This window comes from Ciceribacter thiooxidans, from assembly GCF_014126615.1.
Taxonomy (GTDB): Bacteria; Pseudomonadota; Alphaproteobacteria; order Rhizobiales; family Rhizobiaceae; genus Allorhizobium; species Allorhizobium thiooxidans.
This window is the reverse complement of the sequence record NZ_CP059896.1, coordinates 2074889-2100807: the sequence shown is the minus strand read 5'-3', so window position 1 is coordinate 2100807 and position 25919 is coordinate 2074889. Positions and strand designations below refer to the sequence as shown.

Here is a 25919-nt window from a genome sequence, read left to right as displayed (position 1 = left end):
AATTGCGGTATCAACCCTCGCTCTCGCCGGTCGGCTCCTTTGCAGCACGAGCGCGCAGACGCTGGATGAAGGCGTAGAGTGTCGGGTGACGCTTGATGGCAGCCTTCGTCCTCGTCACCAGTTGCAGCCCTGCGGCAGCAATCCGGCCCTTGGCGGAGACGGGCAGCAGAACGTCGTGCTGCACTGTCTCGATGGTGCACCAGCGGCGCTTGTAGCCTTGGTCACCGACACCGAAATCGAAGATCGCGGCACCTTCGCCGATCACCTTCTCTATCATCAGGAAGAAGAGCAGTTCGCCGGGGCTCGTGTCGGGGACGAGGTGTTCGTCGATCGAGCCGAACTGGCAGATCACGTGGTCATTCTTGCGCGAAAGGCCCGCGATCGCCGCAATCTTTCCGTCGTTCTCGCCGTTGAGGCGGATCGCGTGCAGCTGCAGCGGGGTATCGCAGTCCTCCGGCGCGACCTGCAGCAGGCTGCGGAAGAACGCCTGGATCTCGCAGGGCCGGAAGACGTTCGGAAGCCCGTGCGCGTCGAAACGGACGGCCTTCTGGCGGAAGAAGAGGTCGATCATTGCCGCCTTTTCCGTGTCGGTCTCCGCGACGACATGCTCGAATCCGCCGTGTGCCTCGATTTTCCGGCACTGGCTGCGATATACCTTGCGACGGCGTTTGGCATTCAACTGGCGGATTGTCGCTTCCATGTCCGCGGCGAGCGTCAGCTGGAAGGCATGGTTCTGGTTCTCGACGGATGGCAGCGCCGCGAAGGGATGGCGCTCGCCACGCCAGTCGAGGGGCATGTTCTGCAACGAGACGAGATCGGCGTGCCCGCCCAGCGCCCGAACGATTGCCTGAGCTACCGATCGGGCGACCTGCGCACTGCAGCGCGCGCGGAAGGTGGGCGTGAAGAGACCGTTGTTGATGTTGTTGAACGGACTGGCGATGTAACGCGCGATGCGGACGGAGCGCACGGTGACGATTTCGAGCGGCAGTATGAAGCAGGTCTCGCCGGCGATCGTGCCGCGCAGGATGGCGAGCGGATGGCCGTGGCTTCGTACCCAGGCGTCGCACCAGTCATAGCCCTGGTGCAGGGAGGTGAACGAATCGCGTTGCAGGCGCCGCCATTCGGTTTCGAGCGGCTCCATGCGGTCGAAGACTTCGATTTTAAGATCCTCGGCGACGCCGATCACCATTGTCCTGCCGGCCCCCGCAGCCTTCGGCTTCCCCGGCGAAAGAGGTTCGGCAACCAGGCTGCGGTTGTCAAGGATCGAGGTTTGCAAGGGTTTTCTCCGGCGCGGAAATTCGTGCCGAATGCTAATCCTTCGCAGCCGTACAAACACTTAAACGCAGCGCCCTGAACGCAACTTCCGCGCAACGCGGTTAGCAAGTGGTAACTTGACGTGGTGGGACGGGCTATTTCCGGACGGGACCCGCCATCCACTTGATGATGAGCATGGCCGGAAGCACCCAGAGAAGGCCCGAGAGCAGGAAATAAAGGAAGTGAACCCACCACGGCGAGGTGGCGAGCAGGGCGGAGGCGATCGTGGTCGCGACCAGAGCATAGAGGATGACGAGGCAGATGATCAGAATCGTCCCGATGAATGAACGCAATTTCGCAGGCATCGTCACTTGTCCTCTGTTGCGGATGCGTCCGCCCCGCGATCCGCAGATCACGAATGCCGGAGCGGCGGCGGTCTCACCCATCCGGGGCTTGTTTTGCACGGGGAACTCGGGCAAATCAACAGCCGATAAGAGGAAGCGACATGGCAAGCACGACCAATCCTGTTGAAGCAAGTGTGATCGAAACGATCGAGCGGGGAGAGAGGAACCGGCGGGCGATCCGGCTGTGGCTCGCCTTCGTGCTCCTTGCGCTCTTCTGTCTTGTGCTCGTCGGCGGAGCGACGCGGCTCACCGACTCGGGCCTTTCGATCACGGAATGGAAGCCGATCCACGGCGTCATCCCGCCGCTCAATGCCGAGCAGTGGGAGGAGGAATTCCGCCTTTACCAGCGGATCCCCGAATACTCCCAGATCAACAAGGATATGACGGTCGACGAGTTCAAGCGGATCTTCTGGTGGGAATGGGCGCATCGGCTGATCGCCCGCGGCATCGGCGTGATCTTTGCCGTTCCGCTGTTCTTCTTCTGGGTGACCGGCCGTATCGAGCGGCGGCTCAAGGGGCCGCTCCTCGGCATTCTGGCGCTCGGCGGCTTGCAGGGCTTCATCGGCTGGTGGATGGTCTCTTCCGGCCTTGCTGAACGTGTCGATGTCAGCCAGTACCGGCTGGCGACCCATCTCGTGATGGCCTGCCTGATCTTTTCGTCCTGCATGTGGATCATGCGGGGGCTTGCACCGCATTCGAACGACGAGCCGCCGACGGAGAGCTCCCGCACCTGGGCGGCGGCAATCGCGATCCTCGCATTCTTTCAGATCTATCTGGGCGCGCTGGTCGCGGGGCTCGATGCCGGCCTTACCTACAACACCTGGCCCCTGATGGACGGCGCGATCATCCCGGGCGACCTCTTCATCCAGCAGCCCGCCTGGATCAATCTCTTCGAGAACCCGAAGACCGTCCAGTTCGTCCACCGCCTGGGTGCGTACGTGCTCTTCGCCGCCGCGCTGACGCACATGATCGCATCGCTGCGGGCGGCACCGGAAACGACGCATGCAAGGCGCTCGGTCGTGCTCTTCCTGTTGATCACGGTTCAGGCGGCGCTCGGCATCACTACGCTGCTCACGCAGGTGCAGCTCCATGTCGCGCTCGCCCATCAGGCAGGCGCGCTGATCGTGCTCGGCTTCGCGGTCGCGCACTGGCGGGGCTTTGTCGGCGCTTATCCGCCGGAGGTGGCGATCGCCGTCCGCGACTGACGATCGCCGCCGATGCCTCAGCCGAAGCGGTAACCGGAATAGGGCTTGCCGCGGAATTCGCCACGGAATACGTGGCGGCCTGCATCCGCTCCGGCCGCGCCCACCGCGACGAAGAGCGGAACGAGGTGATCGTGGTCGGGCACGTGGCAAGCGAGCGCATCCGGGTTGCGATCCCAGGTCGCCAGCCGTGCCGTGCGTTCACCCGGATCGGCGATGTCAACCGTCTCGGAAAGCCAGTCGTCGAAGCGGACCGCCTGTTGCCGATGCTCCGGCGCATCGCGGAAGAACATCCGCATGTTGTGATAGCTCATGCCGGAGGCGAGGATCAGGACGCCTTCGTCACGCAGCGGCTCCAGCGCCTTGCCGATCGCCACATGGCTCTCGACGTCCAGCGTGTTCTTCAGCGAAATCATAACAATCGGCACGTCCGCATCGGGATAGGCGACCATCAGCGGTACGAAGACACCGTGGTCGTAACCGCGGGTCGCGTCCTCTGCGGCCGGAATGCCCGCCTTCTCGAGAAGCGCCTTTGCGCGGCGCGCCACCTCGGGCGAACCGGGGGCCGGGTAGCTCAGGTGGTAGGTTTCCTCCGGAAAACCGGAGTAGTCGTAGAGCATACCGGGCCGGGCCGCGGTGGAGACGGTCGGAACGGGCTCTCCTTCCCAGTGGCCGGAGATCACGAGAATGGCCTTCGGGCGACGGCCGATCTCTGCATCGAGCCCTTTGAGGAAGGCATCAAGGTCGCCCCAGGGCTTCTTGCCGTCGGGACCGGCCGGGAAATCCATGAACGGCCAGGGACCGCCGCCGTGGGGTATGAAATAGACTGGAAAACGTTCGCTGCTCATGTCGCGCCTCATCTGTTGCTGGATGAGATATAGCGATCGGCGGTCGTGGCGACGATCCGTCGTTCCGGCGACGAATTGTTCGACGTTTTCGAACGCAAGCGCGTCGTGCCGGAATATGCTGTGAACGATGCCGCGTGAGCGCTTCGGCCGGTTACACCGGCTTATGGCAGACCGCCTCGATATTATGCCCGTCCGGATCGAGCACGAAGGCGGCGTAATAGTCCGGGTGGTAGTGTGGCCGTAGTCCCGGCCCGCCATTGTCCCGCGCACCGGCCGCCATCGCTGCCCGGTAGAAGGCATCGACGGCCGCACGGTCCGGGGCGGTGAAGGCGATGTGGACCTGGCCCGTGCTGCGTCCGCCTGTGCCGATCCAGAAGGACGGCTCACCGGCGGAGCCATAGCCGGCACCCTCGTAAGTGCCGCCGGTTTCCTCGGCCGTCACCGCCATCACGCAGGAGGCGCCGATCGATGGCATGACGGCGTCGTAGAAGGCTTTCGAGCTGGCATAGTCCGAAACGGAAAGTCCGATATGGTCGAGCATCGTGAACTCCTTTTCGTCGTTGCGATGCCCGCCGGTTTCGTCAGGCCGAGAGCATCAGGTCCATGTTCTGCACCGCCGCCCCCGAGGCACCCTTGCCGAGATTGTCGAGGAGGGCGACGAGGTTGACATGGGCTCCACCGGGCGTGCCGAATACGAAGAGCTTCATCGTATCTTGCCCCACCAGTTCCTCGGCGTCGACGCGGGCAAGTGCCGCACTCTCCTCGAGGGAAACGACGCTGACGATGTCCTGGCCGGCATAATGCGCGACGAGGGCGGCGTGGATCGCTTCGATCGTCGTCTCTTCCTTCAGGCCGTCGAGGAAGAGCGGTACCTGGACGATCATGCCTTGGGCAAAGCGGCCGACGGAAGGCGAGAAGAGCGGTGCGCGGTCGAGAAGGCCGTGGACCGTCATCTCCGGTACGTGCTTGTGCTTCAGCGTGAGGCCATAGAGGAAGTTGTTGGCCGAAATCGCGTCCGGCCGGCTCTGGTCTTCCATCTGGGCGATCATCTGCTTGCCGCCGCCTGTATAACCCGAGACCGCGTTGACCGTAACCGGGTAACCGTCCGGCAGGATACCCGCAGCGCGCAGCGGCCGGATGAGGCCGATGGCGCCGGTCGGATAGCAGCCGGGATTGGAGACATAGCGGGCGGAGCGGATCTTCTCCTTCTGCGCCTTGTCCATCTCGGCAAAGCCGTAGGCCCAGTCCGGATGGACCCGGAAGGCGGTCGAGGCGTCGAGCAGCCGCACGTTGTTGTTCGCAGCCGTCATTTCATAGGCCTGCTTCGAGGCGTCGTCCGGCAGGCACAGGATTGCGATGTCGGCGCCGTTCAGCAGGTCTTCCCGCATCTTTTCATTGCGCCGTTCCGATTCCGGGATCGACAGCAGCTCGATGTCGCGACGATCAGCCAAGCGCGTGCGGATCTGCAGACCCGTGGTGCCGTGTTCGCCATCGATGAAGATCTTCGCTGCCATTTTTCCTGTCCTGTCAGAGCTTTGGATGAGAATGTGGACTCTGTTTGTGAGTGTGTTGAATCAATGTGTCAGGCGCGTGTCGCAAGCTTTTCCGCGCGCAGCCCGAGCATATACATCGCGACCGTCGCGCCAGCAATTGCGGTGATGTCGGCGTGGTCATAGGCCGGCGCTACCTCGACGATATCGGAGCCGCGGATATCGAGGGGACCGAGCTTGCGCAGCACCGAGAGTATCTTCGCCGACGACGGCCCGCCCGCGACCGGCGTGCCCGTTCCGGGCGCATAGGCCGGATCGAGGCAATCGATGTCGAAGGTCAGATAGCAGGGACGGTCTCCGACATGGGAGAGGACGGTGTCGGCGATCGCCTGGGCGCCCATGTCCTCGACTTCCCAGCCGTGGACGATGCGGATGCCGAAATCTTCCGGTGCGTGGGTGCGGATACCGATCTGGATCGAACGGGTCGGATCGATCACGCCTTCGCGCACGGCCCGGCAGACGAAGGAGCCGTGGTCGATCCGCTTGCCGTCGTCGTCCCAGGTGTCTTGATGCGCGTCGAAATGGACGAGCGCCAGCGGCCCGTGCTTCGCCGCATGCGCCTTCAGAAGCGGCCAGGTGACGAAATGGTCACCGCCTAGCCCGAGCAGATAGGCACCGGAGGCGATGATCTTCGCCGCTTCCTTCTCGATCAGGGCAGGGGTCTTCTGGTGATTGCCATAGTCGAGAAGCACATCGCCGTAGTCGATCACGGCCATCTGCTCGAAGAGATCGCGCGAGAAGGGATATTGCGGATCGTTGTCGAAAATGGCGGAGGCACGGCGGATTGCCTGCGGTCCGAAGCGGGCGCCGGGACGGTTGGAGACGGCGGCATCGAAAGGAATGCCGAGCACCACGGCGTCGACGTCCTTGAGCGACTTGCTGTACTTACGCCGCATGAAGGAAAGGGCGCCGGCATAGGTCGGGTCGGTGGCCGCGCCGCGAACGGCCCTGGCCGTGAAGGCGTTGTCGATGGATTTGCTGACCATGGTGTCTCTCGGGAGGTCGTTGCCGTATTGCTGCGGATATTAGGGGCGGGAGGAGCGAACGCCAGAGGTTTCTTGCGGCGAACGAAACTCGCACAAACGAAAAAGGCGGAGCCGAAGCCCCGCCTTGATTTCCGTTTCCGGTTTTCCGCGATTAACGCTTGGAGAACTGGAACGAACGACGGGCCTTCGCCTTGCCGTACTTCTTGCGTTCGACGACGCGGCTGTCGCGGGTCAGGAAGCCGCCCTTCTTCAGGACCGAGCGCAGGCCCGGCTCGAAGTAGGTGAGCGCCTTGGAGATGCCGTGACGAACGGCACCGGCCTGGCCGGAGAGACCGCCGCCGGTAACCGTGGCGACGACGTCGAACTGACCGGTGCGGGCAGCGGCGACGATCGGCTGCTGCAGGATCATCTGCAGGACCGGACGGGCGAAATAGGCGCCGAATTCACGGCCGTTGACGGTGATCTTGCCGGTGCCCGGCTTGACCCATACGCGGGCGATTGCGTTCTTGCGCTTGCCGGTCGCATAGGAGCGGCCGAGCGAGTCGACCTTGCGGACGTGAACCGGAGCAGCGGATGCTTCCTGGGTCGTGCCGAGGTCCTTCAGGGAAGAGAGATCAGCCATTATCAGGCGCTCCTTACGTTCTTGCTGTTCAGCTTGGCCACGTCGAGAGCGACCGGCTGCTGCGCTTCATGGGGATGGTTGGAGCCGGCGTAGACGCGCAGGTTCTTCATCTGGCGACGGCCGAGCGGGCCACGCGGGATCATGCGTTCGACGGCCTTTTCGAGGACGCGTTCCGGGAAACGGCCTTCGAGGATGGCGCGAGCGGTGCGTTCCTTGATGCCGCCCGGGTAACCGGTGTGCCAGTAGTACTTCTTGTCGGAGTACTTCTTGCCGGTGAAGACGACCTTGTCGGCATTGATGACGATGACATTGTCGCCGTCGTCAACGTGGGGCGTGTAGGTGGCCTTGTGCTTGCCACGCAGGCGCATGGCGATGAGGGTGGCGAGACGACCGACAACGAGGCCTTCGGCATCGATGAGGATCCACTTCTTCTCCACCTCTGCAGGCTTCTGAACGAAAGTAGACATCTTTCTTCACTTTCCGTTTTGGACCCCTCTACGCGAGACGCGTCAGGGGCGTTTCTTGTTGCTTGGTTTCGTGAGCCCGAAGGCCACGAAAAAGAATGCAGCCCGAAAGGGCCGCAGACTGGGCAGGCTTATACTGTGGTGGCCGGAAGCGGTCAAGACGACGGCTTTCGGGGGCTGAAGAATTTATCCTCTAAAATCAATTGGTTATCTATGTGGTAAAATAATACCGCATTATTTGACGTCGTTTTGCGGACGAATGCCTGCCGAATGTGGCCCCGGGGCCTGCCGGGGTGGGATCGAATAGGTGGCCGTCGCCTGCGCGATCAACGTTTCCTGGTCGCCCTGGTGGAGAACGGCGTCGACCACGGCGAGCCGCTTGCCGAGCTTCAGGATACGGCAATCGCAGGTGATCGGCTCCGGCTTCGGCAGTCGCAGGAAATTGATGTTGAGGCTGGTCGTAACGGCGAGGGCCACCGGTCCGATATGGGCGAGGATCGCCACATAGGCGGCGACGTCCGCGAGCGCGAACATCGACGGGCCGGAGACGGTTCCACCCGGACGCAGGTGTCGGTCGGTCGGATCGAACCGCATCGAGGCGCTGCCGGGTGCGACTGCGGTGACGGTGAAGACTCGCCCGTCGGTGTGGATCTGCGGGAAATCCGTCTCCAGGAAAGCGGAGATTTCCTCGATGGTCATGACGGGCTGCATGGCGGGTTCCGTCCGGTTCGGTTACGGTCAAGGAGGCTCTGGTGCGCCGGTGCGTTTTTATGGCAGGCTTCGGCGACGATGCAAACACGACGAAGGGAGAGGTCATGTCCGAAGTTGTGCCACTGAAGAGAGAAGGCGGAGAGGAACGGCGGGGGCCGGTTCTCGTCGATTTCGCCGACGGCATCCTGCGTCTGACCCTCAGCAATCCGCCGGCGAACGTTCTGTCGATCGCCCTTATGGAGGCGATGATGGCGGAACTCGACAAGGCTGCCGCCGAGAAGGCGGTGCGCGTCGTGGTGATCGCTGCGGCCGGCAAGCTCTTCTCCGCCGGCCATGACCTGAAGGAGATGACGGCACATCGCAGCGATCCCGATCGCGGACGTGATTTCTTCGACAGAACCATGCGCCTGTGTGCCGCCCTGATGCTGAAGATCACCTACCTGCCGAAACCGATCATCGCCGAGATCGACGGGCTGGCGACCGCGGCGGGCTGCCAGCTCGTCGCCTCCTGCGATCTTGCCGTCTGCACGGACACGTCGCGGTTCTGCACGCCGGGCGTCAATATCGGCCTCTTCTGCTCGACGCCGATGGTCGCAGTCAGCCGCGCCGCGCACCGCAAGCAGGCGATGGAAATGCTGCTGACGGGCGAGACGATCGATGCCTCGACTGCCAAGGATTTCGGTCTCGTCAACCGCATCGTGCCGAAGGAGTACCTGGGCCAGGTGGTCGCGAAATACGCCGCCGTCATCGCCTCGAAGTCGCCGCTGACGCTGAAGATCGGCAAGGAGGCCTTCTACCGCCAGATCGAGATGCCGCTCGAAGAGGCCTACGACTATGCCGCTCGGGTAATGGTGGAAAACATGCTCGTCCGCGATGCGGAGGAGGGGATCGGGGCTTTCCTCGACAAGCGTCACCCCGAATGGAAGGGCGAATAGCGGCGTCGCGTGCCTCTTTCCCGCGTCGGCGATGTCTCGCGACCCACCTGATCGCGGGAAAAATTGACGACCGTCAAAACCTGTTGAATTTTAGGCGCTTACGAATAAGTTTCACCTAATATGGCAGTGAACAAAAAGAATACATAGAAAGAACGAAGCATACGTCGCATTGTATGGAAGGGATCGTGTCATGGCATTGGAGCGGCGCATTTCGATCATTACCCTCGGCGTCGAGGATCTGCAGCGCAGCACCGCCTTCTACGAGAAGCTTGGCTGGAGGCATTCGGCGGCGTCGCAGGAGGCCATCACCTTCATGAAGCTCAAGGGAATCGTGTTGGCGCTTTTCTCTCGGGAGGCGCTGGCCGCGGATGCGGGCGTGGCTCCCGGCACCGGTGGTTTTTCCGGGGTGACGTTGGCACAGAATGTCGAAAGCCCGGCAGAGGTCGACCGCGTCATCGACTTCGCGGTGTCCTGTGGCGCAAGCCTGGTGAAATCACCCCGAGAAGTCTTCTGGGGCGGTTATTCAGGCTATTTCGCCGATCCGGACGGTCACCTCTGGGAAGTTGCGCACAATCCCTTCTTTCCTCTCGACGAAGAGGGGCACCTTGTCTTGCCCGATTGACGGGGCGGTCCCCGGGTCCGCCTCGGGGGCCGCACCCGCATGTGACGCCCGCTCTTCGCGAACGGGCATCACAAGAGCTCATTCGGCGTGAGCTGGCCGATCTCGCGGGAGAACGTTCAGAAGATGCCGCCGGGGTCGGTTGGCTGCTGGTCTCTCTGTTCCTGCCGCTGGGGCTCGCGTCGATCCTGCGTGCAGGTCAGGACTGGACAGTACCGGAGGTCACGGCTCGGCACGCTTACCCGTTTGGTGATTTCGTTCGGCTTGCAGAACTGCCGGCTGGAGACATAGGTGTTGTAGAGCATGTGTCCCCGCAGGCGCGGCGACGGATAGGTGAGAATGACGGTTCCGCGGGCGCGAACGGTCTCCTGTACCTGAGCACAGGTCATTTTGGTGGAGGTATATTTGGGCAGCGCGAAGGCCGAGGTGGCCAGGGCGACGAGTGGAATGGCAAGAAACAGCGGTCTCATCTTCGTCTTCCTTTCAGGCGTTTCGATGTTCCTCATGCGTAGTCTCGAATAGCAGTGCCCGAATGTTGTCATTATAGTTTAGAAAATAAGAACAAGCTAATAAAAAGAGGAAAGAAAGGACCCGTGAGCTCATGAATCATAACCGGTACGACGACGCCTACCTCTCCGACATTCTGACCAAGACGCGAATCATCGCGCTTGTCGGGGCATCTCCAAACGCGGCAAGGCCGAGTTACGGAGTCATGCGCTTTCTGCTCTCCAGGGGCTACAAGGTCATTCCCGTCAACCCGGGGCAGGCGGGCAAGGAAATCCTCGGTCAGCCCGTTGTCGGACGGCTCGCCGAAATCGGAGAGCCGGTCGACATGATCGATGTCTTCCGCGCCGCCGAGTATCTCGATGCCGTCGTCGACGAGGTGCTTCAGATGAAGCCGCTGCCCAAGGTGCTCTGGGGACAGCTCTCCGTTCGCGACGACGCCGCAGCCGGAAGGGCCGAGGCCGCCGGGATCAAGGTCGTCATGGACCGTTGCCCGGCAATCGAGATTCCTCGCCTCGGCCTCTAGTGCATCCGCACTTCGGGGATCGCCCTGAGCACGTTGAGGTCGTCGGAATTGGCGCAGTAATCTACGAATTCCGTCGGTGCCGTCCCGTCCTTGAGGTCGGTGCGGCACTGGCGCTTGGCATGGCAACGTGAACAGTTGATCTGCATGTCGCGGAAGAGGGCGCGGAAGCGAAGCTCGACCTCGGTCGGGTCGATGAGCAGCGCCCGCATCATTTCCGGCATCTCGTCGGCGGCGTGCGGGCCGGCCTTGGCGAGCTCGACGAGCTGTTCGGGCGAGATGCCGCAGTCCTGGGCGATGTCGCTGATGGTCTTTTCATCCAGCGCGGCGATCATTTCCGCTTCGCTCGCGCCTTCCCAGCCTCTCGTGATCCATTCGACGATCCTGGCAAGTGGCCCGCGGGAATGGTCATTCGTAATCTGGCCCATGGCAAACCTCCATCGTTTGATGAGATGATCTGCCGCGGCGGCGGAGTTGCATTGATTTCGATCAACATTCGTCGATGGTGCCGCCTTGCGGGAAAGAAGAAATCGCGATTAACTCACGCCGACAGCCGTTAAGACTGACTGGATTCCAGAAAAGGGAGGCTTGAATGCCCGACAGAAACCCGGGATTTTCGACTTTGGCGGTGCATGCGGGAGCGCAGCCGGACCCGGCGACCGGTGCCCGGATCACCCCCATCTACCAGACGACGGCCTACGTCTTCAACGACGCTGACCATGCGGCAGCACTCTTCGGGCTGAAGCAGTTCGGCAATATTTATACTCGAATCATGAACCCCACCCAGGCGGTTCTCGAGGAGAGGGTCGCGGCCCTCGAAGGCGGAACTGCGGCTCTGGCGGTCGCCTCCGGTCACGCCGCGCAGATGCTCGTCTTCCACACCATCATGCAGCCGGGCGACAACTTCGTCGCGGCGCGAAAACTCTATGGCGGTTCGATCAACCAGTTCGGCCATGCCTTCAAGAGCTTCGGCTGGCAGGTCCGCTGGGCCGATCCTGCCGATCCGGAGAGCTTCGAGGCGGAGATCGACGACCGCACGCGGGCGATCTTCATAGAGAGCCTCGCCAATCCGGGCGGCACCTTCGTCGATATCGCCGCTATCGCCGAGGTCGCGCGTAAGCACGGCCTGCCGCTGATCGTCGACAACACCATGGCGACGCCGTATCTCCTGCGGCCGCTGGAGCACGGTGCCGACATCGTCGTCCACTCGGCGACGAAATTCCTCGGCGGCCACGGCAATTCCATGGGCGGCATCATCGTCGACGGCGGCACGTTCGACTGGTCGAAGTCCGGCAATTATCAGGCCCTGTCGGAGCCGCGCACGGAATATGGCGGCGTGGTCCTGCATGAGGCCTTCGGCAATTTCGCCTTCGCGATTGCCTGCCGCGTGCTCGGCCTGCGCGATCTCGGGCCGGCGATTGCGCCGATGAATGCCTTCCTGATCCTGACGGGGATCGAAACCCTGCCGCTGCGCATGCAACGTCACTGCGACAACGCACTGAAGGTCGCAACATGGCTGAAGCAGCATCCGAAGGTCGCGTGGGTGAACTATGCCGGCCTCGACAGCGACCCCAACCATGCGCTCCAGCAGCGCTATTCGCCTAAGGGCGCGGGCGCCGTCTTCACCTTCGGCGTGAGAGGCGGTTATGCTGCCGGCAAGGCGCTGGTCGAAGGGCTGCAGCTCTTCTCCCATCTCGCCAACATCGGTGACACCCGTTCGCTCGTCATCCATCCGGCGTCCACGACCCACGCCCAGCTCACCGAGGCGCAGCAGATCGCCGCCGGTGCCGGCCCCGACGTGGTGAGGCTCTCGATCGGCATCGAGGATGCGGCCGACATCATCGCCGACCTCGAGCAGTCGCTCGCCAAGGTCTGACGGGTAGCAAGGGATGCCGCGCCCGGCAGGGCGCGGCGCAGGTGATGATCCATGAGTCATATGATCGCATTCGACATTTCTGCCGTCGAGCCGGAGGAGGGGGCGCCAGCACCCGACCGGCTGATTTCGGGCGATCCGCATTTCCTCACCTGGAACCTCGAGGAAGCGGAGGGCGGCGTCTATGCCGGCGTCTGGCAATCGACACCGGGCAAGTGGCGCATCCTCTATGACGAGTGGGAGTATTTCCACGTCCTCGAAGGGTATTCGGTCGTCACGGAAGACGGCGGCGAGCCGGTCCATCTCAAAGCCGGCGACCGGATGATTCTGAGGCCGGGCTTCAAGGGAACCTGGGAAGTCGTTGAAACGACTCGCAAGGATTACGTGATCCGGCTCTGAGCGGAGAGACCGGCCCGACCGTTGCCGGGCCGGATGGACGTCAGGCCGCAGCGCCGGTCCTGCGCTCGGCTTCCGCCTGGTGTTCGGCCGCGAGCACCGCATCTTCCTCCGTCACCCGCTGGTAGGCGTCACGCGCGGTCATCAGGTCGATGTAGCGGCGGAAGACGGGACGATCGGGTACCAGCCCGAACACGGTGGTCCAGTGAAGCGCCACGCCCCAGAGCAGGTCGGCGGCGGTCATGCGATCTCCGAGGAGATAGGGGCCTGCCTTCAGTGCGTCCTCCAGCGCGTCCAGCATGTCGTTGTAGCTGCTGTACGGCGTTTCGTTCGGGCTTGCCGGTTCGCGCTGCAGGTAGCGGTCGATCACGGCCGGCTCGAAGCAGCTGCCGTAAAAGACCATCCAGCGGAGATAGGTCCCGCGGTCGGGATCGTCGATGGCGGGCGCGAGGCCCTTCTCCGCGAAGAGATCGGCGAGGTAGAGGTAGACCGCCGCCTGTTCCGTGACGAGCGTCCCGCCATGCAGGATGGCAGGAACCTTGCCCATCGGATTGACGGCAAGATAGTCGGGTTGGCGCTGCTCGCCGGCCTTCATGTTGAGAATGTGCATCTCGTAGGGAACGCCCAGTTCCTCGAGAAGCAGGCGCGCGCCGGTGGCACGGGTCTGCGGCGAATAGAAGAGGGTGATCGGTTCGCGCTTGGTCATCGTTTTCTCCTTCATGGTTTGAAGCAATGACGGCAGTGTGGCGCACCATACCTGTCAGTTTTTGTCATGTTGGTTTAGGATAATCGCTGCAACGGAGATTTTTGCGATGCGCGCGGTACGGCTGATCAACATCCTGACCACTCTGCAGGCGAAGGGCCTGGTGACTGCCGAGACGCTTGCTGCGGAGAACGGTGTTTCGGTCCGCACGATCTACCGCGACATCGATGCGCTGTCGCTTTCAGGTGTTCCCGTCTACAGCGAGCGTGGCTCGGAGGGCGGCTATCGCCTGCTCGACGGCTACCGCGTGCGCCTGAACGGCCTTTCTCCGGGAGAGGCGGAAGCGATGTTCCTCTCCGGCGTGCCGGGCGCTGCCGCGGACCTCGGCCTCGGATCGTTGATGGCGGGCGCCCAGAAGAAGTTGACGGCGGCGCTGCCCGAGGACCTTCGCCAGAGTGCTGCCCGCATGCAGGGTCGATTCCATCTCGACGCGCCGACCTGGTTCGGAGAGAGCGAGCGTCCGGAGCATCTGCAGGCGATCGCCGATGCGGTCTGGAATTGCAAGCTTGTCCGCATGCGCTATCGCAGCTGGAAGGCGGAGAAGAACCGCGAGGCCGCGCCGCTCGGCGTCGTCCTGAAGGGCGGTGCCTGGTACATGGCGGCGCGCGTCGACGGCGACGTGCGAACCTATCGCATCGCGCGGATCCTCGACCTCGTCGTCACGGAAGAGAGATTCGAACGCCCGGAGGATTTCGACCTTGCCGGCTACTGGACGGAGAACACGCTGAGGCTGGAGGCGGAACTGCATCCGAACACGGCGACCCTGCGCGTCTCCAAATGGGGCCTGCGGCTCCTCGAACACATCTCTCCCTCCTATGTCCGTGCCCGCATGGAGACAGAGATAGAGAAGGACGAGCAGGGTGAAGACCGGTGGATCGTCACGCTGCCCTGTGGTCAGGCGCAGCACGCCATCTCGGAATTCCTGCGGCTCGGCACGGAAGCCGAGGTGCTGGCGCCCGACACGCTGCGCGAGGCGACGCGGGAGGCGCTGGAAAGACTGGCCGAGCGCTACAGACAGGGTGCGGGCGGAGCACCGCCGCCCGGCGCTACCATTCGAGATCGAGCCGCTCCAGACCGTGGAAGTGGTAGACGTCCTTGACCGTCGGCTGGCGGGCGAGCTTCAGGCCCGACAGGCGCCGGAAGAGGATTGGCAAGACGAGATTGAGTTCGAGTCGCGCGAGCGGCGCGCCGATGCAGAAATGGATGCCGGCGCCGAAGGAAAGGTTCACGCCCTCGTCGCGATCAGGCCTGAAGGTCAGCGGATCGGTGAACTTGGCCGGATCGAGATTGGCGGCGGCGAGGATCAGGCTCACCTTGTCACCGCGTTGGAAGCTGACGCCGTCGACCTCTGCCGGTTCGAGGCAATAGCGCTGGAAGATGTGAACGGGCGCACAGATGCGCAGCGTTTCCTCGACGGTCCGTTCCGTGGTCTTCGGATCGCAGAACAGCGTCGCTGGCTCGATGCCGCTTTCGAGGATCACCCGTACGGAATTGCCGATCTGGTGTACCGTCGCCTCATGCCCGGCATTAAGCAGCACGATCGTCGTCGAGACGAGTTCGTCCTCGGTGAGGAACTGTCCCTTGTGCTCGGTGTGGATCATGTGGCTGAGTAGGTCGTCACGGGGTTCGGCCCGCCGCGCAGCGATCATCGAGCGGACGTAATCGGCGAATTCACGCGCCGAACGGTCCGCGGCCTCCTCGTCGGCGCGGCCGCGCTTGAACATGTACATGCCGACATAGTCGTGGCTCCACTTCAGGAGCTGCGGCCCCATCTCCTCGGGAATGCCGATCATGCGGGCGATCATCGTCACCGGAATGATGTCGGCGAAGGAGGTGAGAAGCTCGGTCTTGCCGTCCTTTTCGAACCCGTCGATCAAGCTGTTTGCAAGCGCCTCAATCTCCGGCGTCATCTTCTCGATGTGGCGGGAGACGAAGGCGCGGTTGACGAGTGTCCTGAGCCGCGTGTGCTCCGGCGGCTCGAGTTCGAGCAGCGAATGCGCCTCGGCGGCATCGAAATGGCGGGTGTGGGCGAGGGGCTCGGGCATTCCGAGCTCCTCGCGGGTCGCGATGTGAAGGATCTGGCGGCCGAAACGCCGGTCCCGAAGCAGCGCGTTCACCGTGTCGTAGCCGGTGCAGAACCATTGCCGCTGCTCTTCCCAGTAGAAGGTCGGGCAGGCGGCATGTAGCGCTGCATAGGTGCGATTCGGATCGCTGTAAAAGGCGGGATCGCGGGCGTCGAGGAAGACGCGGCGGGTTTCGGGATCGATGCGGAGAAACGACGAGAGACTGGACATGCCCGATGCCTAGCGCAATCCACTGTGATCCGAAAGGCCGCCGCGGCCCTATCCGTTACTCTCCGAGTGCGACCCCCTCGCGCCTCGGGTCGGCGCTGCCGGCAAGCCCTTCGGCGGTGATTTCGATCGCGTGGAGGCCGGACGTCATCTCGCCCGCCTTGATCTCGTATCCGAGCGCCTTCAGCGGCTCCGCCATCTGTTCTGCCGACGTCCCGGCCTCGACTTCGTAGGGACCGAAGCGGTTTATGAAGTGGGGTTGGGCGACAATTTTTTCCACCGGCATGCCCCAGTCGACATAGGCGATCAGCGCCTGCGCGACGTAGCCGATGATCTGGCTGCCGCCCGGCGACCCGATCGCCAGCAGGGGCTTTCCGTCCTTGAGCACGATCGTCGGCGACATCGAAGAGCGCGGACGCTTGCCCGGCTCGACGCGATTGGCGACCGGCAGGCCGCCGTCATGGGTCTTGAAGGAAAAGTCGGTAAGCTCGTTGTTGAGCAGGAAGCCGTCGGTCATCAGCCGCGAGCCGAAGCCGCTTTCGATCGTGGTGGTCATCGAGACGACGTTGCCGTCCTTGTCGACGATGACGAAATGGCTGGTCGAGGGAAGCTCGATCGCCTGGCCCCGGCCGAAGAGCAGGGCATGATCCCATTCCGGCTCTCCGGCCTTCACCGCGTCGGGGGCGAGCGCCTTGTCACCGTCGAGAAGGGATGCGCGCTGGCCGAGATAGTCCTTGCCGACGAGGCCCTTGATCGGCGAGGGGACGAAATCGGTGTCGGCGAGATAGCGTTCGCGGTCGGCGAAGGCGAGGCGCTGCGCATCGCCGATGATGCGCCAGCTCTCGACGCTGTCGGGGCCCAGCGCCTTGAGATCGAAATTCTCGACCATTCCGAGGATCTGCCCGACGGCGACACCGCCGGAGGAGGGCGGCCCCATGCCGCAGACGTCCAGCGCCCGGTAGGTCACGCAGACCGGCCATCGTTCGACAATTCGGTAATTAGCGAAGTCTGCAAGTGAAAGGACGCCGGGATTGTCGGCGGCCTCGCGCACGGTCTTGACGATCGCTTCGGCGATCGGTCCGCTGTAGAACGCATCGGCACCGCCCTCCGCGATCGCCTTCAGGGTCTCCGCATAGGCCGGGTTCTTGAGGATCGTGCCTTCCGTGAGCGGCGCGCCGGAGGCGTCGTAGAAGTAGCTGCGTGCACCGTCGTATTTCTTGAGCCGCTCGCCTTCCGCCGCGACCAGCGAGGCGAGACGAGGTGAAACGGCAAAGCCGTCGGTGGCGAGCTTTTCGGCTGGTTCAAACAGTTGCGCCCAGTCCGTCTTGCCGTAGCGCTTGTGCACCTCGGACAGGAGTTTCACGGTGCCCGGCGTGCCGACGGAGCGTCCGCCGACCACGGCATCCATGAATTTCAGCGGCTGCCCCTCGGCATCGAGGAAGAGCTTTGGCGTCGCTTCCATGGGTGCCGTCTCGCGCCCGTCGAAGGTCGTCAGTCTGCCCGACGCGGCATCGTAATAGACGAGGAAGGCGCCGCCGCCGAGGCCGGAGCTCTGCGGCTCCACGAGGCCGAGCACGGTCTGGACGGCGACCATCGCATCGATCGCATTTCCGCCCTTCGCAAGGGTGGCCAGCCCGGCCTCCGCTGCGAGAGGATTGGCGGCTGCGACCATGAAGCTTTTCGCCTCGGTGCGGGCGGCAGCAGCAAATCCCGTTGCGCGTTCCGGCGCGACAGTGTCTGACGCCTGCTGGGCAAGACCGCCGACCGGCAGGACGAGGAGGGAAACGAAGGCGCTGTTGAGAAGGAATTTCCGCATGACCACTCCGTTCTCCCGATCATCCAGACCGGGTTCGTTTCTTCACACGTGAGGATTGTAGGTCGCGGTCGTTCGACGGCAAGGCTTTTGCGCGTGCCGGGAGCATCTTTGTTCAAGATGGCTTCTGTCGCGCCATCGCCACCGACGAGAACAGGCGGGTCAGGAGCCTAGCACGTCGTGCTCGTCGGATGCCGCCTGCGCGAGCATGCGCAAGGCTGCGACCTGGCGGTCCGTTTGGTCATCGATGAGGTCGGCCGTGTCGGTGTGCACGGAAAGGATCTTGTCTCCGGTCCAGACTGCACATCGGTTCCGGCCCCTGTCCTTTGCGACATAGAGCGCACGGTCGGCACCACTCAGCAAGCGGTCGAGATCGGCGCTGCCGGCCGGCATGGTCGCAATGCCGATGCTCGTCGTCACTTCTATTTCGGCGGAAGGTGCGGCGACGGGGGAGGCGGCGAGCGACTGGCGGATCGTTTCGCCGACGAGGGCGGCATGGCGCGGTTCCCCCACGCGCAGGATGGCTGCGAATTCCTCGCCGCCGCTGCGACCGAAGACGCCGCCTTCGGGGATCAGGCCGGTGGCCCTGCGGGCGAATTCGACGAGGACCGCATCGCCGCTCTGATGACCGTGGGTGTCGTTGATCTGCTTGAAGTGGTCGAGATCGAAGACGATGACCGCAAGCAGCGGCCGCTCGCGAAAGGGGACCGAACGCAGCCGCTCGTAGACCTCCAGAAGACCGCGGCGATTGTAGACGCCGGTGAGCGGGTCTGTCCGGACCAGTTCCTTCAGACGCTCTTCCGAACGGTCGATCAGCAGCTTGGCGAGGATCACGATCGCGGTGATGAAGCCGGTAATTCCGACGATGACGACGAAGCCGTTGACGCCGACGTCCTGAAAGGCCTGCGGGTCCTGCCGCCAGGTCCGTGCTGCCAAAAGGAGGTTGCTGATCACGTGGATCGCCCAGACACCGCTCAGGATATAGCGATAGCGCAGCGAGCTTGTGCCGCCGCGCGCGATGACAACGCTCATCAGGCCGAAACCGAGTGCCGCGCTGAGGCTGTAGAGCATGACCCGATTGGAGAAATCGTCACGGATGAACGGAAAGAGGTTTCCCGCGACCCAGAGAAGGGGTGGAAGAACGGCCCAGGGCGGCGTGGTCTTGCCGTCGAACCTTCTGAGCGCTCCGACGAAGAAGGCGAAGGCGCTGAGGGTGACGGCATTGGCGATCTGGATGGAAAGAAAATCCGGGATCATCCCGCGCGCACCGACCAGCGCCAGTCCGGATGCATGGGAGATCAACCCCAGCCCGAACAGCAGGAAGTGCCTATCCTTCAATCTGTGCAGCCATACGGCGATGAGAAGCGCGCCCAGCGAGGCGGCCTGTATGGTCCAGAGGAGAAACCCCGTTCTGACGTCGAGCACAGCCGTGAGCCTTGGTAATGGAAGGATACGTCGAGCAAGGTGAATCAATACTCGTTAAACAGTTGCTACCGGCGGTCCCTGTTTTTCCCTTACATCCGGTTTTCTCGATGTGTTTGGCGATTTTTACTTGCTGTTCACCATAGGTCTCCGTTCCTGTGCAGGACGGACGGGACACGCCCCGTCTCGGGCCGTGACTGCGAGGGTGGTGGCTCGCATCCGCCGGCGTTGCGCGGATCGGGTCGAACAAGGCCGGAGATGCCGTTTGCGGCACTCTGTTCCGGCCGCGCGCGGAGAATGCGAGGCAGCGGGAGACGGGGGATTGTCGGCCGTTCCGAGGCCGCAGTATTCACCTGCGACGGTTAAGGATATCGGCTTCTCACGTCTTGAAGTCCGGGGCTTGGACACTCTATGTAGGGATTGACACGACAATACATGATTCCCGCTGCGGCTTCCGTGTCCGGGAAGACAGTGCGAAGAAGGACGGACATGACAAATCCAGTTGATACCGCCATGGCTCTGGTGCCGATGGTTGTCGAGCAAACCAACCGTGGGGAGCGGTCCTACGACATTTTCTCGCGCCTGCTGAAGGAGCGGATCATCTTCCTGACGGGTCCCGTCGAAGACCAGATGGCGTCGCTCGTCTGCGCGCAGCTGCTGTTCCTGGAAGCGGAAAATCCGAAGAAGGAAATCGCGCTCTACATCAACTCTCCCGGTGGCGTCGTCACCGCGGGCCTGGCGATCTACGATACGATGCAGTTCATTCGTCCGGCCGTGTCGACGCTCTGCATTGGTCAGGCTGCCTCGATGGGTTCGTTGCTGCTGGCCGCCGGCGAGAAGGGCATGCGCTTTACCACGCCGTATTCCCGCATCATGGTGCATCAGCCCTCGGGCGGTTTCCAGGGGCAGGCGTCCGACATCGAGCGGCATGCCCGCGACATCATCAAGATGAAGCGCCGCCTGAACGAAATTTACGAGAAGCACACCGGCCGCACCTATGACGAGGTTGAACAAACGCTCGATCGAGACCATTTCATGGAAGCGAGCGAGGCGAAGGACTGGGGGATCGTCGACAAGATCCTGACCTCCCGCCAGGAACTCGAGGGAACGCCGGCGGCCTGAGGGCCGCCTGCCAGCGCGGCCCGGGATCGGTTGTTGACCCCCTTGTGAACGAAGGAGGGGGTTTAATCTCCCGGGGAACGCGCTAATAGTAGAGATTAAGGCTGTGTTGAAGTTTTGTGACATAGCCTTGCGATTTGAAGGGGTTTTCGTTGCCGCCGGTCAACAGGCGCATGGTGCGTCTACCGGTTAGTACCCCCAAATCGAACTGGCTCCAGCCGATTGCGGCGTTTTGCGGTTGGGGCGGTGTAAGTGGTCCGTGTTCCGTTTCGAGGGCGGCGCGGCGTGCTGGAAGGAAAGAGACATGAGCAAGGTCAGCGGAAGCAACGGCGGTGACTCCAAGAATACCCTCTATTGTTCGTTCTGCGGCAAGAGCCAGCACGAAGTCCGGAAGCTGATTGCCGGACCGACGGTGTTCATCTGCGATGAATGCGTCGAGTTGTGCATGGATATCATCCGCGAGGAGAACAAGAGCTCGATGGTGAAGTCCCGCGACGGCGTACCCACGCCCCAGGACATCATCAAGATTCTCGATGAATACGTCATCGGGCAGCAGCAGGCGAAGAAGATTCTCTCGGTCGCCGTGCACAACCATTACAAGCGCCTGGCGCACGCCTCCAAGGGCGGCGACGTCGAACTCGCCAAGTCGAACATTCTGCTCGTCGGCCCGACCGGCTGCGGCAAGACCTATCTTGCCCAGACGCTCGCACGCATCATCGACGTGCCGTTCACCATGGCGGATGCGACGACGCTGACCGAAGCCGGCTATGTCGGCGAGGACGTCGAGAACATCATCCTGAAGCTCCTGCAGGCCGCCGACTACAATGTCGAACGCGCCCAGCGCGGCATCGTCTACATCGACGAAGTCGACAAGATTTCCCGCAAGTCCGACAACCCGTCGATCACCCGTGACGTATCGGGCGAGGGGGTCCAGCAGGCGCTTCTGAAGATCATGGAAGGCACGGTTGCCTCTGTACCGCCGCAGGGTGGCCGCAAGCATCCGCAGCAGGAATTCCTGCAGGTCGACACGACGAACATCCTGTTCATCTGCGGTGGCGCCTTTGCCGGTCTCGACAAGATTATCTCGGCCCGCGGTGAAAAGACCTCGATCGGCTTCGGCGCGACGGTTACTTCTCCGGAAGATCGCCGCGTTGGCGAAGTCCTGCGCGAACTGGAGCCGGAAGATCTGGTCAAGTTCGGCCTCATCCCGGAATTCATCGGTCGTCTGCCGGTCCTGGCGACGCTCGAGGATCTCGATGAGGATGCGCTGATCCAGATCCTGTCGGAACCGAAGAATGCGCTCGTCAAGCAGTATCAGCGCCTCTTCGAGATGGAGGACGTGGAACTGAATTTCCACGAGGACGCCCTTCGCGAGATCGCCAAGAAGGCGATCGTCCGCAAGACCGGCGCCCGCGGCTTGCGCTCGATCATGGAAAAGATCCTGCTCGACACGATGTTCGAACTGCCGGAGCTGGAAGGCGTCCGCGAGGTCGTCATCTCGGAGGAGGTCGTCCGCGGCACTTCCCGGCCGCTCTACATCTACGCCGATCGCCAGGAAGAAAAGGCAAACGCCTCGGCGTAAGCTGTTCGATCTGCAACCGAGAGTTTTTCAGCGGGCCCGCATTCGTGCGGGCCTCTTTCTTTTTCGTGGAATCGGCCAAAAAAGTGCGACAGAACGCGATCCATTGCGTTCGCGGCAGGTTTCGCCTGCGCCTCACATCGGCTAGAAAACATGGGCAACATGCATGTGCGAGAGTGGTGTTCCGGGCCCCCGAATCCGGTATCATACATCATCGGCATCTGCGGCATCCGCCCCGGCTTCAGCCTCGGACTAGCTCCGGGCGTTACCTGGGAGTGATGATTTTCCATTTGTAACGCTTCCGTCACAAACCGGGCGGGCGGTGTTTAAGCAGGCTTGAATTCACCCCCGCGCCTATCCACTTGTTGGGGGAGCAAAAAAGGAATGCCCGCCCGGCCTCGCCCGACGGGAACAGTCTCCCCGCAAGGGGGACGATTGAAAGGAAACAACATGACCGAAGTTACGTCTGTCGCGGCCGAGAGCAATACCTACCCGGTGCTGCCGCTGCGCGACATCGTGGTCTTCCCGCACATGATCGTGCCGCTTTTCGTCGGCCGCGAGAAGTCCATTCGCGCGCTCGAGGAAGTCATGGGTTCCGACAAGCAGATCATGCTGGCAACCCAGATCAACGCCGGTGATGACGATCCGGAGCCCTCGGCGATCTACAAGGTCGGGACCGTTGCCAATGTCCTGCAACTGCTGAAGCTTCCCGACGGGACCGTGAAGGTGCTCATCGAAGGCCGCGCCCGTGCGAATATCGAGGAGTACACCGACCGGGAGGAATTCTACGAGGCCCGTGCGGAGATTCTCGCTGAGCCCGCCGAGGATGCGGTCGAGATCGAGGCGCTGAGCCGCTCCGTGGTCTCGGAATTCGAAAATTACGTCAAGCTCAACAAGAAGATTTCGCCGGAAGTCGTCGGTGCCGCGAGCCAGATCGAGGATTACTCGAAGCTCGCCGACACGGTCGCCTCGCACCTGTCGATCAAGATCACCGAAAAGCAGGAAATGCTGGAAACGGTGAGCGTCAAGGCGCGCCTCGAAAAGGCACTCGGCTTCATGGAAGGCGAGATCTCCGTTCTGCAGGTCGAAAAGCGCATCCGATCGCGCGTCAAGCGCCAGATGGAGAAGACCCAGCGCGAGTACTACCTCAATGAGCAGATGAAGGCGATCCAGAAGGAACTCGGCGAGGGCGAGGACGGCCGCGACGAGATGGCCGAACTCGAGGAGCGCATCAACAAGACCAAGCTTTCCAAGGAAGGCAAGGAAAAGGCGGAAGCCGAGCTGAAGAAGCTGCGCCACATGAGCCCGATGTCGGCGGAAGCGACCGTCGTGCGCAACTATCTCGACTGGCTGCTCGGCCTGCCGTGGGGCAAGAAGTCGAAGGTCAAGATCGACCTCAACGCCGCAGAGAAGATCCTCGACGAGGATCATTACGGCCTCGACAAGGTCAAGGAACGCATCGTCGAGTACCTCGCCGTACAGGCGCGCGCGACGAAGCTGAAAGGCCCGATCCTCTGCCTCGTCGGCCCTCCGGGCGTCGGCAAGACCTCGCTTGCGAAGTCGATCGCCAAGGCCACCGGCCGTGAATACGTCCGCATGGCGCTCGGCGGTGTGCGCGACGAAGCCGAAATCCGCGGCCACCGCCGCACCTACATCGGCTCGATGCCCGGCAAGGTCATCCAGTCGCTGAAGAAGGCGAAGCGCACCAATCCGCTCTTCCTGCTCGACGAGATCGACAAGATGGGCATGGATTTCCGCGGCGACCCGTCGTCGGCACTGCTCGAAGTGCTCGATCCGGAACAGAACGCGACCTTCATGGACCACTATCTCGAGGTCGAATACGATCTGTCGAACGTGATGTTCATCACCACGGCGAACACGCTGAACATTCCGGCGCCGCTGATGGACCGCATGGAGATCATCCGTATCGCCGGCTACACCGAGGACGAGAAGCGGGAAATCGCCAAGCGTCACCTTCTGCCGAAGGCGATCAAGGAGCATGCGCTGCGCCCCGAGGAGTTCTCGGTCAGCGACGACGCGCTGATGGCGGTGATCCAGCAGTACACCCGCGAGGCCGGCGTCCGTAACTTCGAGCGCGAGCTGATGAAGCTCGCCCGCAAGGCGGTCACCGAGATCATCAAGGGCAATGTGAAGTCGGTCGCGGTCACCGCGCAGAACGTTCACGACTATCTCGGCGTGCCGCGCTTCCGGCACGGCGAGGCCGAGGGCGAGGATCAGGTCGGTGTCGTCACCGGGCTGGCCTGGACCGAGGTCGGCGGCGAGTTGCTGACGATCGAAGGCGTGATGATGCCGGGCAAGGGTCGCATGACGGTCACCGGCAACCTGCGCGACGTGATGAAGGAGTCCATTTCGGCGGCGGCATCCTATGTCCGTTCGCGCGCCGTGGACTTCGGCATCGAGCCGCCGCGCTTCGACAAGTCGGACATCCACGTCCACGTGCCGGAAGGCGCCACTCCGAAGGATGGTCCCTCGGCCGGTGTCGCGATGGCGACTGCCATCGTTTCGGTGATGACCGGCATTCCGGTCCGCAAGGACATCGCGATGACGGGTGAAATCACGCTGCGCGGACGCGTCCTGCCTATCGGCGGCCTCAAGGAAAAGCTCCTCGCGGCGCTGCGGGGCGGTATCAAGAAGGTTCTGATCCCGGAAGAAAACGCCAAGGATCTGGCGGACATTCCGGACAATGTGAAGAACAGTCTGGAGATCGTTCCGGTCTCGCGTATGGGTGAGGTGATCCGCCAGGCGCTGGTCCGCGTCCCCGAGCCGATCGAGTGGGACGGCACCGTCGAAGGCCCGACTGTGGCTGCCGTCGACGTCACCGACGATGCCGGGCAGACCATCGCCCACTGAGGACTTTCTGCCATAGTCCTGTCAAAATGGCACACAGAGCTCGAAAAGGCTGGCATTTTTGCCAGCCTTTTTTGTGTAAATAGGCCGAAACCCCTTGTTTTCCGGGCGATAGCGGTGCTTTTGGGTTGCTCAGGGCAGATGCTTACGTATTCTCCGCCTGACTTATCCATTGAGTCGTTTCATACCAATCAGAAAGGGTGGAAACATGAATAAGAACGAACTCGTATCCGCGGTTGCCGAGAAGGCCGGTCTGACCAAGGCTGACGCCGCTTCTGCCGTCGACGCCGTTTTTGAAACCGTTCAGGGCGAACTGAAGAAGGGCGGCGACATCCGCCTCGCCGGTTTCGGTGCCTTCACCGTTTCCCGCCGCGAAGCTTCGAAGGGCCGTAACCCCTCGACCGGCGCGGAAGTCGACATCCCGGCTCGTAACGTTCCGAAGTTCACGGCCGGCAAGGGCCTGAAGGACGCCGTCAACAGCTGATGCGCTGAGGCCCTTTGCGCCGATAGGTGCGCAATGGTTCTGTTGATACACATAGCAAAGCCCGGTGCGGAAACGCGCCGGGCTTTGCCTTTTCCGAAATGAGGCTGCGTTAATAGTCGCAGTAGCCGCCATCGAGACCGACGGACGGGTCGTGATTATCGAAGAGGACGCGCATGTCGCAGGTCTCGGTGTCGGGTGCGGAAATCGGTCCGGCACAATAAGATCCATCCGGCGCATAGACCTCGACGAACCAGCGATGGTGCACATAGGTCTGGAAGCCGGATTCCTCGCCCGGTTGCACCAGGGCATATTCGCGCAGGTTTCCGTCGAAGTCGGCCCAATAAACGCGGAAGGCATAAGCGGTGTCATTGTGGAAACGGATGCCGGTCGGAATATTAGTTTCGGGTGATGAAACATTCCCCACAACACAATCGTCGGCCTTCAGCGGATCGGTCGACAGCAGAAGCAAGGCTAGAGTACAGGTATTCAGCAAAAACTTGGTGTTCATGGGAGTCTTTCTGGGTGGCAGGCGATGACAGCCGATTTCTACATGAAAGCCGAAGTGAAGCAATGGACACGCGATGGCCGTTTCTTCCAGCTTCGCCCCCTGTGTTTCAAGGAGCACGCCAAACGCTCGCTTTCGCAACCCTTGTGCCCCGATATCATTTGATTTATGTGGCGAGACGCCG

At 62.5% G+C, this 25919-nt stretch carries 27 protein-coding genes; 11 read left to right on the top strand and 16 right to left on the bottom strand.

Annotated elements, in window-relative coordinates:
• Positions 1-10 precede the first annotated feature (10 nt).
• Entirely contained in the window at positions 11-1276 is a 1266-nt protein-coding gene (locus tag H4I97_RS10145) for a GNAT family N-acetyltransferase (protein WP_244658615.1), read from the bottom strand.
• A gap of 133 nt (positions 1277-1409) precedes the next feature.
• Positions 1410-1619, bottom strand: a complete 210-nt coding sequence (locus tag H4I97_RS10140) for a DUF2842 domain-containing protein (RefSeq protein WP_112687064.1) — start codon at positions 1617-1619, stop codon at positions 1410-1412.
• Positions 1620-1759: 140 nt separating this feature from the next.
• On the opposite strand from H4I97_RS10140, the gene H4I97_RS10135 reads away from it, so the two are divergent.
• Positions 1760-2863 carry a COX15/CtaA family protein gene (locus tag H4I97_RS10135; protein WP_182304511.1) on the top strand — a complete coding sequence of 368 codons (1104 nt, stop codon included), beginning with the start codon at positions 1760-1762 and terminating at the stop codon, positions 2861-2863.
• 17 nt (positions 2864-2880) lie between these two features.
• Here H4I97_RS10135 and H4I97_RS10130 read toward each other — a convergent pair whose 3' ends face one another.
• The 7 genes from H4I97_RS10130 to H4I97_RS10100 all read right to left on the bottom strand — a co-directional run bounded on the left by H4I97_RS10130 (position 2881) and on the right by H4I97_RS10100 (position 8041).
• Positions 2881-3708, bottom strand: a complete 828-nt coding sequence (locus tag H4I97_RS10130) for a DODA-type extradiol aromatic ring-opening family dioxygenase (protein WP_182304510.1) — start codon at positions 3706-3708, stop codon at positions 2881-2883.
• A 151-nt stretch (positions 3709-3859) separates the two neighbouring features.
• The gene (locus H4I97_RS10125; protein WP_182304509.1) at positions 3860-4249 is read right to left on the bottom strand and encodes a VOC family protein; all 390 of its coding nucleotides are present in this window, start codon (positions 4247-4249) and stop codon (positions 3860-3862) included.
• A 40-nt stretch (positions 4250-4289) separates the two neighbouring features.
• Entirely contained in the window at positions 4290-5222 is a 933-nt protein-coding gene (gene argC, locus H4I97_RS10120) for an N-acetyl-gamma-glutamyl-phosphate reductase (protein WP_182304508.1), read from the bottom strand.
• A 68-nt stretch (positions 5223-5290) separates the two neighbouring features.
• Complete coding sequence (speB, locus tag H4I97_RS10115) at positions 5291-6244, bottom strand: agmatinase (protein WP_182304507.1); 954 nt, start codon at positions 6242-6244, stop codon at positions 5291-5293.
• A 151-nt stretch (positions 6245-6395) separates the two neighbouring features.
• Positions 6396-6866: a 30S ribosomal protein S9 gene (gene rpsI, locus H4I97_RS10110; protein WP_182304506.1), complete on the bottom strand. Its 471-nt coding sequence runs from the start codon at positions 6864-6866 to the stop codon at positions 6396-6398.
• A gap of 2 nt (positions 6867-6868) precedes the next feature.
• Complete coding sequence (gene rplM / locus H4I97_RS10105) at positions 6869-7333, bottom strand: 50S ribosomal protein L13 (RefSeq protein ID WP_112687076.1); 465 nt, start codon at positions 7331-7333, stop codon at positions 6869-6871.
• Positions 7334-7564: 231 nt separating this feature from the next.
• The gene (locus H4I97_RS10100; protein WP_182304505.1) at positions 7565-8041 is read right to left on the bottom strand and encodes a PaaI family thioesterase; all 477 of its coding nucleotides are present in this window, start codon (positions 8039-8041) and stop codon (positions 7565-7567) included.
• 104 nt (positions 8042-8145) lie between these two features.
• Here H4I97_RS10100 and H4I97_RS10095 point away from each other — a divergent pair, with 104 nt between their 5' ends.
• Together H4I97_RS10095 and H4I97_RS10090 are read left to right on the top strand one after the other, a co-directional pair.
• Positions 8146-8976, top strand: a complete 831-nt coding sequence (locus H4I97_RS10095) for an enoyl-CoA hydratase (RefSeq protein ID WP_182304504.1) — start codon at positions 8146-8148, stop codon at positions 8974-8976.
• Between the two features lie 190 nt (positions 8977-9166).
• Complete coding sequence (locus H4I97_RS10090) at positions 9167-9598, top strand: VOC family protein (RefSeq protein WP_182304503.1); 432 nt, start codon at positions 9167-9169, stop codon at positions 9596-9598.
• 116 nt (positions 9599-9714) lie between these two features.
• Here H4I97_RS10090 and H4I97_RS10085 read toward each other — a convergent pair whose 3' ends face one another.
• Entirely contained in the window at positions 9715-10065 is a 351-nt protein-coding gene (locus H4I97_RS10085; protein ID WP_182304502.1) for a hypothetical protein, read from the bottom strand.
• A gap of 131 nt (positions 10066-10196) precedes the next feature.
• Here H4I97_RS10085 and H4I97_RS10080 point away from each other — a divergent pair, with 131 nt between their 5' ends.
• Positions 10197-10625 (top strand): CoA-binding protein, encoded by a 429-nt coding sequence (locus H4I97_RS10080; RefSeq protein ID WP_182304501.1) that lies wholly within the window; start codon positions 10197-10199, stop codon positions 10623-10625.
• Here the strand turns inward: H4I97_RS10080 and H4I97_RS10075 are convergent.
• Positions 10622-11050, bottom strand: coding sequence for a DUF6455 family protein (locus H4I97_RS10075; RefSeq protein ID WP_182304500.1), 429 nt, complete (start codon positions 11048-11050; stop codon positions 10622-10624). The two genes, H4I97_RS10080 and H4I97_RS10075, sit on opposite strands and share 4 nt — an antisense overlap.
• Before the next feature lie 164 nt (positions 11051-11214).
• Here H4I97_RS10075 and H4I97_RS10070 point away from each other — a divergent pair, with 164 nt between their 5' ends.
• Positions 11215-12498 carry an O-acetylhomoserine aminocarboxypropyltransferase gene (locus H4I97_RS10070; protein WP_182304499.1) on the top strand — a complete coding sequence of 428 codons (1284 nt, stop codon included), beginning with the start codon at positions 11215-11217 and terminating at the stop codon, positions 12496-12498.
• Between the two features lie 51 nt (positions 12499-12549).
• Positions 12550-12894 (top strand): cupin domain-containing protein, encoded by a 345-nt coding sequence (locus H4I97_RS10065; protein WP_182304498.1) that lies wholly within the window; start codon positions 12550-12552, stop codon positions 12892-12894.
• A 40-nt stretch (positions 12895-12934) separates the two neighbouring features.
• Here the strand turns inward: H4I97_RS10065 and H4I97_RS10060 are convergent, their stop codons facing one another.
• Entirely contained in the window at positions 12935-13597 is a 663-nt protein-coding gene (locus H4I97_RS10060; protein ID WP_182304497.1) for a glutathione S-transferase family protein, read from the bottom strand.
• A gap of 106 nt (positions 13598-13703) precedes the next feature.
• Between H4I97_RS10060 and H4I97_RS10055 the strand changes: the two genes are divergently transcribed.
• On the top strand, positions 13704-14753 hold the full coding sequence (locus tag H4I97_RS10055; RefSeq protein ID WP_182304496.1) for a helix-turn-helix transcriptional regulator: 1050 nt from the start codon (positions 13704-13706) through the stop codon (positions 14751-14753).
• Here H4I97_RS10055 and H4I97_RS10050 read toward each other — a convergent pair.
• The 3 genes from H4I97_RS10050 to H4I97_RS10040 form a co-directional block, all read right to left on the bottom strand.
• On the bottom strand, positions 14701-15948 hold the full coding sequence (locus tag H4I97_RS10050) for a cytochrome P450 (RefSeq protein ID WP_182304495.1): 1248 nt from the start codon (positions 15946-15948) through the stop codon (positions 14701-14703). The two genes, H4I97_RS10055 and H4I97_RS10050, sit on opposite strands and share 53 nt — an antisense overlap.
• A 55-nt stretch (positions 15949-16003) precedes the next feature.
• A complete protein-coding gene (gene ggt, locus H4I97_RS10045; RefSeq protein ID WP_182304494.1) occupies positions 16004-17761 on the bottom strand; it encodes a gamma-glutamyltransferase in 1758 nt (585 codons plus the stop codon).
• A 159-nt stretch (positions 17762-17920) separates the two neighbouring features.
• The gene (locus H4I97_RS10040) at positions 17921-19183 is read right to left on the bottom strand and encodes a GGDEF domain-containing protein (protein ID WP_182304493.1); all 1263 of its coding nucleotides are present in this window, start codon (positions 19181-19183) and stop codon (positions 17921-17923) included.
• Positions 19184-19669: 486 nt separating this feature from the next.
• Here H4I97_RS10040 and H4I97_RS10035 point away from each other — a divergent pair, with 486 nt between their 5' ends.
• The 4 genes from H4I97_RS10035 to hupB all read left to right on the top strand — a co-directional run bounded on the left by H4I97_RS10035 (position 19670) and on the right by hupB (position 25230).
• The gene (locus tag H4I97_RS10035) at positions 19670-20302 is read left to right on the top strand and encodes an ATP-dependent Clp protease proteolytic subunit (RefSeq protein WP_182304492.1); all 633 of its coding nucleotides are present in this window, start codon (positions 19670-19672) and stop codon (positions 20300-20302) included.
• Positions 20303-20603: 301 nt separating this feature from the next.
• A complete protein-coding gene (gene clpX, locus H4I97_RS10030; RefSeq protein WP_182304491.1) occupies positions 20604-21881 on the top strand; it encodes an ATP-dependent Clp protease ATP-binding subunit ClpX in 1278 nt (425 codons plus the stop codon).
• A gap of 447 nt (positions 21882-22328) precedes the next feature.
• Positions 22329-24749, top strand: coding sequence for an endopeptidase La (gene lon, locus H4I97_RS10025; RefSeq protein WP_182304490.1), 2421 nt, complete (start codon positions 22329-22331; stop codon positions 24747-24749).
• Between the two features lie 205 nt (positions 24750-24954).
• Positions 24955-25230: a DNA-binding protein HupB gene (hupB, locus tag H4I97_RS10020; RefSeq protein WP_182304489.1), complete on the top strand. Its 276-nt coding sequence runs from the start codon at positions 24955-24957 to the stop codon at positions 25228-25230.
• Between the two features lie 109 nt (positions 25231-25339).
• Here hupB and H4I97_RS10015 read toward each other — a convergent pair whose 3' ends face one another.
• Positions 25340-25855: a VHL beta domain-containing protein gene (locus tag H4I97_RS10015; protein ID WP_182304488.1), complete on the bottom strand. Its 516-nt coding sequence runs from the start codon at positions 25853-25855 to the stop codon at positions 25340-25342.
• Between the last annotated feature and the right edge of the window lie 64 nt (positions 25856-25919).